This window comes from Winogradskyella sp. ABM4_392, from assembly GCF_056160445.1.
Window position 1 is genome coordinate 1 of sequence record NZ_JBSWXE010000003.1, and the last position, 16,304, is coordinate 16,304.

Genomic DNA, 16,304 nt, shown 5'->3' on the forward strand with positions numbered 1-16,304 from the left:
GGCACCAACATTTAATGAAACGCTTCCTGCAGATGTAACTGTTGAATGTGATGCTGTTCCTACAGCTGATACCTTAACGGCTAATGATAACTGTGGTGATGCTACGGTAACTTTCGAAGAAGCTACTACGGCTGGTACTTGTGATAATGAATATACGTTAACGCGTACTTGGACGGCTTCTGATGCTTGTGGTAATGAAACGATTCATACACAAACGATAACAGTTCAGGATACTATGGCACCAACATTTAATGAAACGCTTCCTGCAGATGTAACTGTTGAATGTGATGCTGTTCCTACAGCTGATACCTTAACGGCTAATGATAACTGTGGTGATGCTACGGTAACTTTCGAAGAAGCTACTACGGCTGGTACTTGTGATAATGAATATACGTTAACGCGTACTTGGACGGCTTCTGATGCTTGTGGTAATGAAACGATTCATACACAAACGATAACAGTTCAGGATACTACGGCACCAACATTTAATGAAACGCTTCCTGCAGATGTAACTGTTGAATGTGATGCTGTTCCTACAGCTGATACCTTAACGGCTGATGACAGCTGTGGTGATGCTACGGTAACTTTCGAAGAAGCTACTACTGCTGGTATTTGTGATAATGAATATACCTTAACGCGTACTTGGACGGCTTCTGATGCTTGTGGTAATGAAACTGTTCATACTCAAATCATAACAGTTCAAGATACTACGGCACCAACGTTTAATGAAGCCCTTCCTGCTGATGTAACTGTTGAGTGTGATGCTGTTCCTACGGCTGATAACTTAACGGCTAATGATAACTGTGGTGATGCTACGGTAACTTTCGAAGAAGAAATTACAAATGGTGCTTGTATGGGTGATTATATAATAGAACGAACTTGGACAGCAACAGATGCCTGCGGAAATGATAGTATTCATATTCAAATCATTACGGTACAAGACACAACAGCTCCAACTTTAGTTACACCTCTTGATGAGAATATTATGGCTTCGTGTGATGATATTCCTGAGGTACCAAATTTAGTCTTTGAAGATGCTTGTTCAAATAATATTAGTGTATCCTTTGATGAGGATTCAACTCAAGCCAACGATTTTGAAGATTATTCAATTATAAGAACTTGGACTGTAACAGATGATTGTGGTAATGTAGCAATATTTACACAAAATATCGATGTAGAAATTAGCAACGTTATTAATGCCTTTGATGCTACCCGATGTGTACTGGATTCTGAATTCGATTTATTCGATTTACTATCTGGTGACTTTAGCATGGACGGTACTTGGGGTGTAATTGCAGGTAATGCAACTATAGACGGTAGCCTATTCGATCCTTCAACAGTAGAAGTTGGTATGTACACGTTTATGTACTCTATCACTGATGGACCTTGTCCTACAGAAGTAGAGGTTAACGTAACTATTGATGATGACTGTGTGGTTTTACCATGTGGCGCCGAAGATGTTGTTATATCAAAAACTGTGACAGCAAATGGTGATAGTTATAATGAATTCTTTACCATAACTGGTGTAGAAGATTGTGGATTTGTAATTGAATTGCAGATATTCAATCGTTGGGGAGCAGAAATTTATAAGAATAATAATTATCAAAATGATTGGAATGGCGATGCTCATGGCTCGTCTGTAGGAAGCTCTGGAAAAGTCCCAACCGGAACTTACTATTACGTTATTAATTTAAAAAATAGTGGATTAAAACCTTTTGCAGGTCCAATCTACGTAGCAACTGATAAATAAACTTAACCGAGATGAAGTTATCTAAATCATTAAGTATTGTAATATTTATATTAGGTATTTCTACTGCCTTTGCACAGCAGTTACCTCAATTTACACAATACATGTTTAACACTATTTCTATTAATCCAGCTTATGCTGGTAGTAGAGAAACATTCAGTGCTGTTGGCTTACATAGAAGTCAATGGGTTGGATTAGAAGGTGGACCAGAAACCCAAACACTATCTGTTCACACTCCGTTAAGGAATGAGAAGATTGGTTTAGGGCTATCATTCATAAATGATAAGCTAGGTTATGAAAATTTTTCATACATCTATGGAGACTTCTCATATACAATTCAAACTGGTGTTAATACTAAGTTAGCTTTTGGTATTAAAGGTGGTTTTACACATTACAATTTAGACGAGGAACTATTAAATGATCCTTCTGTTGTTAATGATCCCTTCTTTAATGAAATTTCTAACCGTTGGAGTCCTAACGTTGGTGCTGGTTTATACTGGCATTCTCAACGTTGGTATCTAGGTCTTTCAGCACCAAGAATATTGAATACAGACTATAATAATGGACGTCAAGGTCAATTAGACTATATTGCTTTAGAACGTGTAAGCTATTATATAACTGGTGGATACGTGTTTGATTTAAGTGAAACAACAAAATTGAAACCTTCTGTTTTACTTAAAGCTACTAATGGTGCACCTTTATCATTTGATATTTCTGCCAACTTCCTATTTAATGAAACATTTTGGATTGGTGGTGGTTACAGAATTAATGAAAATGCAGCTGCCATTGGTGGTATAGCTGACTTTCAGGTATCAAAACAATTACGAATTGGTTATGCCTATGAATATCCAATTTCAGATTTAAGACCATATACTAGTGGTACGCATGAAGTATTATTGATGTTTGAAGTATTTAAAAGTAAACGTATAAAATCTCCTAGATACTTCTAAAAGAATCGCATTATGAAAACAAGAATATTAGTTCTAACTCTTATACTTAGCTGTTCGTTATCGTATGCGCAAACGAAGTTAGCTGATAAATTCTTCAAAAATTATGGCTATATAAAAGCTATTGAGCTTTATGAAAAAGCTGTAGAAAATGGAGATAACAGTGCCCATGTACTTACGCGTCTTGGAGATGCCTATTATAATAATTCTAACTCTGAGAAAGCTGCATATTGGTATGGTGAAGCTTTAAAAGAACATAAAAAAATAGATGCCGAATATTTATACAAATACATACAGTCACTTAGAAGTATCGGTAATTATGAAGAAGCAGATAAATGGTTTAAAGAGCTAAGTGCTGCACAACAAGGCGATAGTAGACTTAAAGGCTATAATCCTGATGAAGTAGATTTATATGCAAAATTAACGTCTAAAAATGAAGTCGTTGTTAAGGTTGAAAACTTAGACTTTAATTCTGAAAATTCGGATTTTGGATCTTATATTTTTGATGACAAACTGTATCTTGCCTCTGCAAGAGGTGGTGATGGTAAAATCTACAGTTGGAATAAAGAACCTTTTTTAGATTTATATGAAGTCGCTTTGACTAATAGTGATGGTGTTGTTACTTATGGATCGACAACTGAGTTATCTGAAAATATAAATACAGAATATCATGAAGCATCTGTAGCTATAACTAACGATGGTAAAACGATGTATTTTACAAGAGATAACGTTAACAAACGTAACCGAATAAAATACGACAAAAAAGGTACTACACATTTAAAACTTTATAAGGCTACTTTAGTAAATGATGAATGGACAAATGTTGTAGAGTTACCTTTTAATGATGAAGTTTTTTCAACTGGTCATCCAGCATTGAGTCCAGATAACAAAACATTATATTTTGTATCAGATCGCGAAGGTGGCTTAGGTCAGTCAGATATTTATGCTGTTTCAATTAATGAAAATGGTTCATATGGAACACCAGAAAATTTAGGTGAAAAAGTAAACACCGAAGGACGCGAAATGTTTCCATATGTAGCAAAAGACAGTACGCTTTATTTTTCTTCTGATGGCCATTTAAACTTAGGTCTTCTAGACATCTTTAAATCAGATATTTTAAAAGGCTTTCGTAACGACCCAGAAAATATGGGATCTCCATACAATAGTGGTTACGATGATTTTGCCTTCTTTATAAATTCTGAAACTGAACAAGGCTATTTCTCATCTAACAGACCAGGTGGAAAAGGAAGTGACGACATCTACAGTTTTAATGCTAAAGAGTGTAAAGAAGTAATTTCTGGAGTTGCTAGAGATAGTAAAACAAATATTATCCTTTCTGGTGTAACTATACGTTTAATTGACGAAACCGGTAAAGTAATAGAAGAACAATTTACTAAAGATGGTGGTGAATACACATTTACTGTAGATTGTAATAAAACATATACTGTGGTTGGAAGTAAACCAGATTACAAAGACGATCAGAAGACTATTAGCACAACTACAGAAAACGAAAAAGTCAATACTGTAGATTTAAGTTTAGAACCTTTGATTATTGATAATCAAATTGTCATAAACCCAATATTCTTTGATTTTGATAAATGGAATATTAGAACAGACGCACAATATGAATTGGAAAACATTGTAGATGTAATGCGCAAGCATCCTACAATGATTATAAAAATTGAATCTCATACAGATAGTCGTGGTGGTGACAGATATAACATGAAATTATCTGATAGACGTGCTAAGTCTACAAGAGATTACATAATATCTAGAGGTATTGATGCAAATAGAATTGTAAGTGCAATTGGCTATGGAGAATCTCAACTCCTTAACAAATGCTCTAATGGTGTAAAATGTACTGAAGAAGAACACCAATTAAACAGACGTTCTTACTTCTATATTGTAAACGAATAATTTTACCCTCAAAATTATAACTAAAAAGCAAGCTCATTTGGGCTTGCTTTTTTATTGCTATTAAAATAATCTTAATTATATGATAGGATTAAACTCAAATACTATTTTTATAGTATTAATTTAAACATGAAAGAATTAGATTTTAAGAGCCAAGGTTATTCAATAATTAGAGACATTTACTCTAATGATGAAATAAGTTCTATTATAGAGAGTATTCAAAGTCATAAAACAGATAATAAAAATACAATTGATACGAATAGTTTATATGCTATAAGGCAGTTAATCAACTATAAACCTGAAATAAAGGATGTTGTATTTAATGATAAGCTTAAAATAGTTTTGAATAATTTATTTTCATCCAACTATTTCTTAACAAAGGCTATTTACTTCGACAAACCACCACTTTCAAATTGGTTCGTATCTTATCATCAAGATTTAAGTATTTCTGTAGATAAAAAATCCATAACAGAAGGTTATAAGAATTGGACATTTAAAAATGGTCAATATGGTGTTCAACCACCTACAAATATTTTAGAAAATACAATTACAGTAAGAATACACTTAGATGATACTACTAAGGAAAATGGTGCGTTAAGGGTGATACCAAAATCACATATAAAGGGAGTTATTAGACTAGACTCTGAAAATTTCAATATAAAAGATGAGAAAATATGTGAGTTAAATAAGGGAGATATAATGTTAATGAAACCTCTTCTGCTTCATGCTTCCAGTAAGACCACTAACAAAAAAAGACGAAGGGTTATCCATTTAGAATTTAATGATTCTACATTACATGAACCTCTTGAGTGGTTAGAATACCAAACATTAGTCAACTAAAAAAAGCCACAACTATTGTCATGGCTCTTAGGGGCTATTAATCAACTTTTATTGCGGTCTAACGCTTAATGAAGATATTAGTAAAGTACCATTTGCCTTCATTATTTTTTTCGGCAGAGATATCAAAATCTGTAAAATTGCCTTCAATGTTTTCTCTATGGCTTGGGCTATTTAACCATGCATTAACTACTGACTCAGCAGAACTAAATCCGTAAGCTACGTTTTCTGATACTATATTTGCATTAGCATTTTCTTGTAGACTTTGTTTTCTTTGAAAGAAATTATCATGAGATACATTGTCTACTTCTACCATATAATCTGTATGTGTATAAGCAACAGCTTTAACTGTACTATGATCATGTAATGGGTTTAGGCCTTGATTGATTCTGTGAGCATTGATAAGCTCCATAATTTCAATTTCAATTTGTTTAGCCTGAGGTGCTACAGGTACTTCAATAGAATTTATTTGATCCTCAGCAGCACTATCTGTAGAACAAGATGTAAAGCCTAAGAGGGCAACGATAGCCAATAATGGCAATAGGTTTTTAGCTTTCATAAGTAGGTTAAATTAGGTTTGGGATTACTAATTTAATAGCCTACTTATGTCTACTTGTTAAATAAATGTTAAAATCGATTAAAAACGTGTATTTTGTCGATTTTTTCTGCAAAATATCGATGAAATGCACTTCATGTAAGAAAAATCAGGTACTTAAACGATGTTAATTACCTTTAATCGATAAAAAATTAAGGTGAAAGGCGTTCTATTTTCCAATTGTAATCTTCTTGTAATTGGTAACGTATTCTATCGTGCAATCTATTGGGTCTTCCCTGCCAAAACTCCATTTCAACAGGTCTTACCATATAGCCTCCCCAATGTTTTGGTCGTTCAATATCTTTTCCTTCATATTCTTGTTCCAGCGCTTTTAATCTTTTTTCAAGTACATCTCTGTTCTCAACAACTTCACTCTGGTTAGATACTATTGCTCCTAATTGGCTACCTCTAGGACGTGACTCAAAATAACCATCGCTCATATTTTCGGCTATTTTTTCAGCTTTTCCTTTAATTATAACTTGTCGCTCTGCAGCATGCCAGAAAAAAGACAAGCAAACATTAGGATTAGCTTCAATAGCTTTCCCCTTTTCACTATTATAGTTGGTATAGAATATAAAACCTTCGAACGTATATTTTTTTAATAGCACTACTCTACTCTTTGGGTAACCATCTATTCCAAGGGTAGAAATCGTCATGGCATTAGCCTCGTCGATATTAAAATGATTATCTACTTCTACAAACCAATCTCTAAATAATTCAATAGGATTATCAGAGACATTGCTCAGTAATAATTCCCCTTTTTCGTAAGATTTCCTGTAATTGCTTAAGTCTTTTTCCATAGTTTCACGAAGTTAAATCAATATTTTGTTTCTATCAAAAAAAGTGTAGTTTTGGATACCCTTAATTCAAATAACAACCCTAACATGCACTTTGAAGATTCTGATTTTTCAAAAACATTAAACTATAATAAAATTGTATCTAAGTTTGCCACTTACTATTTACTGGATGATTTTTTTATCATGGAAGTTAATGAAGGTGAACATTTTAATTGGGATAAGCTTAATATACTCTTAGATTCTTTGCGAGACCACTATGGCAATCATAAAACACTAGCTTACATTGCAAATCGTGTTAATTCGTACTCAATTGACCCAGTACTTTGGTCTTATTTTGATAAAGATGATAGTATTTTAGTTGCTGCTTCGATTGTTAGTTATAGAGATTCTTCATTCATGAATGCAAATATTGAGAAACAACTGGCTAAAATTCCTTTAAAAAGGGCTCATAGCTTAGGTGAAGCTATCAATTGGGTACAACAACTTAAAGAATTTAAATGAGATCATTTTTTACAATACAAATTTTTCTATTTACTATAACAGTTTTAAATGCTCAAAAAAGTTTTGAGCCAACTTCCCAAACCATTGGAGAAGCCAAAGAATTAAAAAAGCAATTTCATGATTCAGATATTGTTATAGCTGAAAGTTATGTACAAGTATCTTTTGGATATAAAAATAGAAACGTAACTGTAAATAAAACTAAAAATGAAAGATTAATAAATATTGATTCTCGCTCAGATATTAGATATTATGAATTCTATGATGGGATGAGCGAGATAGATAAATTCAGTGTAAAAAACAGAAACAATAAGAAAGCTTACTTTTATGAAAAAGATGAGGCGTACACTAGTAGTGATTTATTTCATAATGACACAAGAGTAAAGTACGTGGAAGTAGATTTCCCATTATTTGCATATGAATACAATTTTACAGTGGATAAAACTTTTAAGGACATTAAATATTTTACAACTATTTATTTTAACGATCAATATCCTATAAAAAAGAAAATCATAACCATTGAGATTCCTGATTGGCTAGATGTAGAATTTAAAGAATTAAACTTTGATAACCACAATATAACAAAGTCTGTAAAGAAAGATGAAAAAAATAGCCTAACGACATATACCTACAACATAAAAGACCTTTCACCCCAAGATAAGGATGAAAATGCACCTGGCCCTTCTTATATATTCCCTCATTTATTAGTGTTACCAAAAAAGCACTTTAAAGAAAACACAGAGTCTGTAATATTTGAAACTACTAAAAATCAATATAATTGGTATAAAGAATTAACAAGTAGTCTAGAGAGCAATAAATCGATTTATAAAAGCAAAGTATTAGAGTTAACTAAAGATGCTAAGTCTGATGAAGAAAAGATTAAAAATATCTATTATTGGATTCAGGATAATATAAGATATATAGCTTTTGAAGACGGTATTGCTGGTTTTAAACCAGATGAAGCACATAATGTATTTACCAAAAGATATGGTGATTGTAAAGGTATGGCTAATCTAACTAAAGAAATGTTAATTGAAGCTGGTTTTGATGCTAGACTTACTTGGATAGGAACAAAACATATTGCTTATGATTATTCAACTCCTAACCTAGCCGTTGATAACCACATGATTTGCACATTAAATCTAAATGATGAATCCATTTATCTAGATGCAACCGAAAAATATAACTCATTTGGTGAATATGCAGAACGTATTCAAGGGAAGCAAGTGTTAATTGAAAATGGTGATGATTATATTTTAAAATATATCCCTGAAGCTTCAGCAGATAAAAATATAGAAATCACAAAGTATGATGTATCAATTTCTGATGAAAACTTAAACGTTAAGGTTAGCAAACATTTTAAAGGAGAAACAAGAGCAGAAATGTTAAATTATCTTAACCAAGTTAAAACTAATCATAAAGATGATTTTCTAAATTATTATCTAAGTGAAGGGGAAAGTAATACTGAGGTTAGTAACATACAAACCTCTAACCTAGATGATAGAGATATAGATATTATTATGGATTATGATGCAATTTATAAAGGAAAGGCCACAAGTTTTGATAATGATATATATGTAGATATAGATTTTGATAAAGAATTATCTGGTTTTCTCTTTGACAAAAGAAAAACTGACTATGTATTTCGTTACAAAAAAAGTATTCAGTCAAAAACTATATTAGAAATACCTGAAGGCTATAAGGTTAGTGAACTACCAAATAACTACTCTGTAGACACAGACAACTATAAATTTTCAATAGAATTTAAAATCGATAATAATAAGATTATTTATGATAAATTCTTTTCAATTAAAAAATCAACAATCTCAAAAAATGACTTTGAAGCATGGAATACTGCGGTTAAATCATTAAACGAAATTTACAGTCAACAAATCACTTTAAGCAAGTAATATGAAATTTAAACTTCTTCTCATAGCATTACTCATAACCAGCTTTAGCTTTGGTCAATCAAAAAAAGAGAAACAAGAAATAAAGAATATTTACTGGGGAAAAAACAATCAAAGAAAAAATGTTGATGTTCCTGAAAAATGGAAAAATGAGTCTGCAGTAATCTTATACCAAGAAAATTTTTATGATTACCATAAGTTTGCAAAAAACGTACGTTATACAAGTGCTATAAGAAATAGGGTAAAACTATTAGACCAAGCAGCCGTAAAGGAATTTTCAGAATTTTCTTTTGCTAAAAATTTCAAAGTACAAAGAGGTTATTGGACAAGAAAAGCTAAACGATTTATTGGTATTAGAATTATTAAACCAGATGGAAAAACCATTGAAAAAAAAGTAGACGAAGAAACCTTTGTAAGCGAAAATGAAAACTATAAACTTGCTATTTCTGGTTTAGAAGTTGGTGATATTATTGATTACTATGTGCATACTATTGAATCATTTAAACAAAAATATGGTTACACATTTAGAGCACAAACCAATGTGCTAAACGATGAATATCCGATAAAAGAGTTTGTGTTAAAGTTTAATACAGAAAATGATTTTTTTATCAATTTTCAATCCTACAACGGAGCCCCAAAACTTGAAAAAATACCTACTGATAAAAGAAATGACAGAAGATATAAGTTTACTGCAAAGGATATTGAAAAACAATATCCTCAAACTTGGTTTTATCCAAAATTAGAATTACCATATTATAAATTTCAGGCAACGTTTGCTAGATCTGGTAAATTTGAGGATAAAATCTTTAATTTTTTATCTGATAAAGAAAGTGAAATCAAAACTCAAGTTACCGCAGAAGAAGTCTTAGAATTATTTAAAGACAACTATGGCAAAATGAAAAATGATTTGGATCCTTTAAAAAAATATTTCAAAGACAAAAAATCATTATCAAAAAAACAACTTGTCAACCAAGCCTATGATTATTTAAGACACTTTTACAACACTCAGCATATACAACCTGCTGTTTTAGCAAAAGCTAATATTATAAGCCCTTATGCTGAAGGTGTTGATGACAAAACTTATTATATAAATAAAAGTGGTAGGTTCAATACAAGGTTTGCCAACTTTTTAATACGTCACAAGATTCCTTTTGATATTGTTGTTGTGATGCCAAGGCAAAATGGTAAAATAAAAGATTTACTATACACTTATGAAATAGGTACTTTGATAAAGGTTAATTTAGACGAACCTATCTATTTAACTAAGTTTTCCAGTACAAGCAATATTGGTGAAATTCCGTATACATATGAAGGTGCTGATGCTTATGCTTTGAAATACTCCTATGAGGAAAAAAAGCTATCTGAAGTTTCTAAAATAATTATTCCAAAGTCTAACTCTGAAAAAAATAAAAGTATAGAAAACACTACATTAAGTATTAATTCTGATTTTTCTGAAATATCTGTAAACAAAATAGCAACTCATACTGGTCACAATAAAAATCGTATTCAAGATGAAGTCATGTTCTTTTTTGATTATCTTGATGAAGATTATAAGCATTTTAAAAATCCAAGCTATATAGAAGCTATAAGATCAAAAAAATACAAAGCAAAGGTTTCAAAAGAATACGACGCGTTGATAGAGAAATATAAAACAAAGCAAAAAGAGATTTTTACAGAATATACAGATGATGAGTATAACTTCAGTGTTGAAGATGTGGATGTGAAGATTTTAAATACAGGAAGGTATCAAGATAATGATGCTTTGGTATTAGAACAATCGTTTAATATAAAAGATCAACTTATAAAGAAGGCTGGAAAAAACTATATTTTTGAAGTAGGAAAATTAATTGGCGGACAAGTTGATATTACTGGAGACGAGAGGGAAAGGATTAATGATATTTATATGAATTACCCCAGAGTTTTTGAAAATAATATAACTATAAATATTCCTGAAGGATACAATGTCGTAGGTCTAGATAAACTTCAAAAAAATATAACCAATGATATAGCTTCTTTTAAAAGTGAAGCTGTTATAAATGGTAATCAATTAGAAATTAAAACCACAAAAACCTACAAGGAAAATCAGTTTTCTAAAGTAAAATGGAAGGACTTAATGGATGCATTAGATGCAGCATTAAAGTTTAGTCATGAGAAAATTTTGTTTAAACAATAAAGCTAAAACTCAAAAGACTTACCATCTTTTGCTAAAAGAACATTTTCAAACTCTTCTTTGGCTTCAGATTTAAATTCCTCATAACCATTGTAACGTGTAGAAAAATGTCCGAGAATTAATGTCTCTACATTTGCTTTTTTTGCAATTATTCCTGCTTGTCGTGCTGTACTATGCTTGGTGCGTGCGCAGAGATTTTCATTCTTATCTAAGAATGTAGATTCATGATACAAAACAGTTGCATTTTTTATTATAGGAATGATGTCTTCATTATAAACCGTATCACTACAATAGGCATAACTTTTTGATAGAACTGGGTCTTTTGTGACTGAGGAATTTTTAATTAATACACCATCTTCATTAACAACATCTGCACCTTGCTTTAATTTTCGGTAATATGCTTTGTCAATATTAGCTTCTATAACTGCATTGATGTTTAACTTACGTTCGTTTTCTTTCTCTTTGAACAAAAACCCGTTAGTATAAATACGATGTTTTAATGGTATTGTATAGACCTCTACTTTCTCATCTTCAAAAATTAACTCGGATTCTTTTGAGGTTAGCTCATGAAAAATCAAAGGAAAATTTGTCCAGGAATCTGAAAGTTTTAACTGTAATGTTATTACCTCCTTAATACCTTTTGGGCCATAAATATGAAGCTCAGATTCGCGAGTTAACAAACGAAATGTACTCACCAAACCTATTAATCCAAAATAATGATCGCCATGAAGATGCGAAATGAAAATGTGTTTTATTCTTGAAAACTTTACCTTATTTCTGCGCAATTCTACCTGTGTGCCTTCACCACAATCAATGAGAAACATGTGGTTTTTAATTTCTAAAACCTGAGATGTAGGATTTGTATTGGTACGTGGTGTTGCGCTATGACAACCTAGAATAGTTAGTTGCATAGATTAAAAACCTAAATCGCGTTCAATATCTTCCATTTCGATGATATCGTAGGCCTCGTGAATAGTCGGTACTACTACAATTTCATCTGGCATTTGATCTAAATCTGCTTTGTCTGTAACAATAACAAAAGATTTTTTATCGCTTCTATGGTTATTACTTAGGCGAAGAAATTCAATAATATCTTCTAAGCTAATTTTATCTAAGCTTGATAAATTAACTATGATATGATTATTCTTGTACTTATCGTAAGCCTGTTCAATATTATTAACTAAGGTTTTTACTGATGCTTTTTCTTGAGTAATAATCGTAATATTTCCGTCTCTATCTACAATCATAACCTACTGTTTTATTTTTGAAGCTAATAAATAAATTACAGCCATTCTTACTGCTACACCATTTTCTACCTGATCTAAAATAATGGCTTGCTTAGAATCTGCAACATCACTTGTAATCTCTACACCTCTATTTATAGGTCCTGGATGCATTATTACAATATCTTTGTTTAAGCTATCGAGCAGCTCTTTATTAACTCCAAACTGCTGTGTATACTCTCTAGTAGTAGGGAAATAGCTAATATCCATACGTTCGTTCTGTACACGTAACATATTAGCAACATCGCACCACTCTAATGCTTTTCTGAGGTTAGTCTCAACTTTCACGCCAAGTTCTTTAATATACTTAGGTAATAAGGTTTTGGGACCGCAAACCATAACATTAGCACCTTGTAATTGTAAAGCATAAATATTAGAAAGTGCTACTCTACTATGTAGAATATCACCAACAATAACAACGTTTTTGCCTTTTACTGAACCTAATCTTTCTCTTATTGAGTATGAATCTAACAAAGCTTGCGTAGGATGCTCATGCGCACCATCTCCTGCATTAATTATACTTGCATTAACATGCTTGGATAAAAACACACCTGCTCCAGGATTGGGATGGCGCATTACTACCATATCTACCTTCATAGATAGAATGTTGTTGACCGTATCTATTAAAGTTTCACCCTTTTTTACCGAAGATTGTGAAGCCGAAAAATTTATAACGTCAGCCGAAAGCCTTTTTTCTGCTAATTCGAAAGATAATTTAGTACGTGTAGAATTTTCAAAAAATAAATTAGCAATAGTAATATCTCTAAGCGAAGGAACTTTTTTAATTGGTCTATTAATTACTTCTTTAAACTGATCTGCAGTTTCAAAAATTAAATCTATATCTTCTTTAGTGAGATATTTTATTCCTAATAAGTGTTTAACACTTAGTTCACTCATTGCTAGTTAATTTTCTATTTATCAATTAAATACACTGCATCTTCTCCTCCATTCTCAATCCAGTTTACTTTAACTTTCTGGTTATCTATAGCATCTACTTGTCGTCCTCTATAATTAGGTTGAATAGGTAAATGCCTACTAAATCTTCTGTCTATTAAAGTCAGTAATTCAATGTTATTTGGTCTTCCAAAAGATTGTATTGCTGTAAGTGCAGATCTTATACTACGACCTGTATATAATACATCATCTATAAATACTACATTTTTATCTTCTACAATAAAATCAATCTCTGTTGTATTAGCTTCTAAGGGTTTGTCACCTCTTCTAAAATCATCTCTAAAAAAAGTAATATCGAGATGTCCTATTTGAATATTCTTAATATTATAGTCTTCTTTTAGCATTTGTGCCAAACGGTCTGCCAAAAATTTACCTCTTGGTTGTATACCTATTAAGACAGTTTCCGAAAAATCATCGTGGTTTTCAATAAGTTGGCAAGCCAATCTATGCAGAATAATGTTGACTTCCTTAGAATTGAGTAATACTTTTTGACTCATGTAGTATCCAATCGTTATTGGTTAGCAAAGTTAAGCTAATTTATGAGAGTTTCAAACTAATCTAACTGCATAAAAAAAGCCTCTCAAAAATTGAGAGGCTTTAAAATATATTTAGGATTGAATTACTTCTTTCCGTCCATTTTATCTTTAAGTGCTTGTAAAGCATCGTTTGCATCACCTAAAGTTGGTTTAGCTTCTGCCGCTTGTGCTTCTGCTTTCTTAACAGCTTGCTTAACGATTTTAGCTTCTTCTTCTCTAAATACAGCAGTGTGAGACGCTACAACTCTTTTGAATTCTTTATTGAACTCAATAATTTTGAATTCTGCTTCTTCACCCTTTTTAAGCTTAGAACCATCTTCCTTTTCTAAGTGACGTTGCGGCACAAAAGCAACGATATCGTCGTTAAAATCTATTGTAGCTCCTTTGTCTACTATTTCAGTAATAGCAGCAGTGTGAGATGTACCAACAGCAAACTCAGTTTCGTATTTATCCCAAGGATTCTCTTCAGTTTGTTTGTGACCTAAAGATAATTTACGTCCTTCAACATCTAGTTCTAATACTACAACGTCTAGCTTATCACCAACGTTACAGAATTCAGATGGATGCTTAATTTTCTTAGTCCAAGATAAGTCAGAGATATAGATTAAACCATCAATACCTTCTTCTAACTCAACAAAAACACCGAAGTTAGTAAAGTTACGTACAATACCTGTGTGCTTAGAACCTACAGGATATTTAGACGTAATATCAGTCCATGGATCTGGTGTTAATTGCTTAATACCAAGAGACATTTTTCTGTCTTCTCTATCTAAAGTTAATACCTGTGCTTCGATTTCGTCACCTACAGAAACGAAGTCTTGAGCAGAACGTAAGTGTGTAGACCAAGACATTTCACTAACGTGTACTAATCCTTCTACACCATCAGCAACTTCTACAAAGGCACCATAATCAGCGATAACTACTACTTTACCTTTTACTTTGTCACCAACTTTAAGATCTTCACCTAAAGCTTCCCAAGGATGCTTAGATAATTGCTTAAGACCTAATTGAATTCTAGATTTGTTTTCATCAAAATCAAGAATTACAACATTTAATTTCTGATCTAACTCAACAATCTCATTTGGATGGTTGATACGAGACCATGATAAATCTGTAATATGAATTAAACCATCTACACCACCTAAATCGATAAACACACCGTAAGAAGTAATGTTTTTAACAACCCCTTCTAATACTTGTCCTTTTTCTAACTGGCCAATGATTTCTTTCTTTTGCTCCTCAATATCAGCCTCAATAAGTGCTTTGTGAGAAACTACTATGTTCTTAAATTCGTGGTTAATCTTAACAACTTTGAATTCCATAGTTTTATTTACGTACTGGTCGTAATCTCTAATTGGCTTAACGTCAATTTGAGAACCTGGTAAGAATGCTTCGATTCCGAAAACGTCAACGATCATACCACCTTTAGTTCTACACTTAACAAAACCGTTAACGATTTCACCAGTTTCGTGAGCTTTATTAACTCTATCCCATGCTTTAATTACACGAGCTTTTCTGTGAGATAATACTAATTGACCTGTAGCATCTTCGCGTACATCAATTAATACTTCTACTTTATCACCAACTTTTAAATCTGGATTGTAACGGAACTCATTAAGAGAAATTACACCTTCAGACTTAGCGTTAATGTCAATAATAGCATCTCTATCAGTGATGTGGATTACTTCACCTTCTACAACCTCGTCATCTAAAGTGTCAACGAAATTTTCAGATACTAACTTTTCAAATTCTGCAAGTTTCTTGTCCTCTACCTGCTCAATTCCTTCTTCGTAATTGTGCCAATCGAACTCTTTTAAGAATTTTTCTGGATTTGCTTGAGCTTCAGAAACTACTGGAGCTTCAACTGTTTTTGCTTCAGTTGCTTCAACCTCAGCTTGATTTGTTTTGTTTTCAGCCATTGCTGATTAAAATTTGTATTCTGTATTTTTAGAAAGTGTAGCGGATAAATTTACAGAAGCTAATTAAAATTTGTTTTTGTATTTCCTTTTCTACTTTCACAAGTCCGCTAAAAAGGAGCGCAAAATTAATCATTTTCAATTAATTAACAAACTAAATAACTTATTTAATTAGTCTATAGTTCAATTAACTAAAAGATAAT

The 16,304-nt window shown here is 32.0% G+C and carries 14 protein-coding genes; 7 read left to right on the forward strand and 7 right to left on the reverse strand.

Annotated elements, in window-relative coordinates; all coding sequences use genetic code 11:
• The 4 genes from ACXAFS_RS08700 to ACXAFS_RS08715 form a co-directional block, all read left to right on the forward strand.
• Window positions 1-1,750, forward strand: a 1,750-nt coding sequence (locus ACXAFS_RS08700; protein WP_475306420.1) for a gliding motility-associated C-terminal domain-containing protein, incomplete at its 5' end; no start/stop codon positions are given.
• Window positions 1,751-1,761: 11 nt separating this feature from the next.
• A complete protein-coding gene (locus ACXAFS_RS08705; protein ID WP_475306421.1) occupies window positions 1,762-2,697 on the forward strand; it encodes a PorP/SprF family type IX secretion system membrane protein in 936 nt (311 codons plus the stop codon).
• Window positions 2,698-2,709: 12 nt separating this feature from the next.
• Window positions 2,710-4,611, forward strand: a complete 1,902-nt coding sequence (locus ACXAFS_RS08710; protein WP_475306422.1) for an OmpA family protein — start codon at window positions 2,710-2,712, stop codon at window positions 4,609-4,611.
• Between the two features lie 126 nt (window positions 4,612-4,737).
• Window positions 4,738-5,448, forward strand: coding sequence for a phytanoyl-CoA dioxygenase family protein (locus ACXAFS_RS08715; RefSeq protein WP_475306423.1), 711 nt, complete (start codon window positions 4,738-4,740; stop codon window positions 5,446-5,448).
• A gap of 58 nt (window positions 5,449-5,506) precedes the next feature.
• On the opposite strand, the gene ACXAFS_RS08720 is transcribed toward ACXAFS_RS08715, so the two are convergent.
• Window positions 5,507-6,004 (reverse strand): CAP domain-containing protein, encoded by a 498-nt coding sequence (locus ACXAFS_RS08720; RefSeq protein WP_475306424.1) that lies wholly within the window; start codon window positions 6,002-6,004, stop codon window positions 5,507-5,509.
• A gap of 188 nt (window positions 6,005-6,192) precedes the next feature.
• A complete protein-coding gene (pdxH, locus tag ACXAFS_RS08725) occupies window positions 6,193-6,840 on the reverse strand; it encodes a pyridoxamine 5'-phosphate oxidase (RefSeq protein WP_475306425.1) in 648 nt (215 codons plus the stop codon).
• Between the two features lie 51 nt (window positions 6,841-6,891).
• Here pdxH and ACXAFS_RS08730 point away from each other — a divergent pair, with 51 nt between their 5' ends.
• Genes ACXAFS_RS08730 through ACXAFS_RS08740 form a run of 3 tightly spaced genes read left to right on the forward strand, consistent with a single transcriptional unit; the run spans window position 6,892 to window position 11,415 of the window.
• The gene (locus ACXAFS_RS08730; RefSeq protein ID WP_475306426.1) at window positions 6,892-7,338 is read left to right on the forward strand and encodes a hypothetical protein; all 447 of its coding nucleotides are present in this window, start codon (window positions 6,892-6,894) and stop codon (window positions 7,336-7,338) included.
• Complete coding sequence (locus ACXAFS_RS08735) at window positions 7,335-9,245, forward strand: transglutaminase-like domain-containing protein (RefSeq protein ID WP_475306427.1); 1,911 nt, start codon at window positions 7,335-7,337, stop codon at window positions 9,243-9,245. Before ACXAFS_RS08730 ends, ACXAFS_RS08735 begins: the two co-directional genes overlap by 4 nt.
• A 1-nt stretch (window position 9,246) precedes the next feature.
• Entirely contained in the window at window positions 9,247-11,415 is a 2,169-nt protein-coding gene (locus tag ACXAFS_RS08740; RefSeq protein WP_475306428.1) for a hypothetical protein, read from the forward strand.
• A gap of 2 nt (window positions 11,416-11,417) precedes the next feature.
• Here the strand turns inward: ACXAFS_RS08740 and ACXAFS_RS08745 are convergent, their stop codons facing one another.
• The 5 genes from ACXAFS_RS08745 to rpsA form a co-directional block, all read right to left on the reverse strand.
• Window positions 11,418-12,323, reverse strand: a complete 906-nt coding sequence (locus ACXAFS_RS08745; protein ID WP_475306429.1) for a ribonuclease Z — start codon at window positions 12,321-12,323, stop codon at window positions 11,418-11,420.
• A gap of 3 nt (window positions 12,324-12,326) precedes the next feature.
• Complete coding sequence (locus ACXAFS_RS08750; RefSeq protein ID WP_475306430.1) at window positions 12,327-12,659, reverse strand: ribonuclease Z; 333 nt, start codon at window positions 12,657-12,659, stop codon at window positions 12,327-12,329.
• 3 nt (window positions 12,660-12,662) lie between these two features.
• Entirely contained in the window at window positions 12,663-13,592 is a 930-nt protein-coding gene (locus ACXAFS_RS08755) for an aspartate carbamoyltransferase catalytic subunit (RefSeq protein ID WP_475306431.1), read from the reverse strand.
• Between the two features lie 14 nt (window positions 13,593-13,606).
• Window positions 13,607-14,146 (reverse strand): bifunctional pyr operon transcriptional regulator/uracil phosphoribosyltransferase PyrR, encoded by a 540-nt coding sequence (gene pyrR, locus ACXAFS_RS08760; RefSeq protein ID WP_475306432.1) that lies wholly within the window; start codon window positions 14,144-14,146, stop codon window positions 13,607-13,609.
• Between the two features lie 122 nt (window positions 14,147-14,268).
• Window positions 14,269-16,104, reverse strand: a complete 1,836-nt coding sequence (gene rpsA, locus ACXAFS_RS08765; protein ID WP_475306433.1) for a 30S ribosomal protein S1 — start codon at window positions 16,102-16,104, stop codon at window positions 14,269-14,271.
• Window positions 16,105-16,304 lie beyond the last annotated feature (200 nt).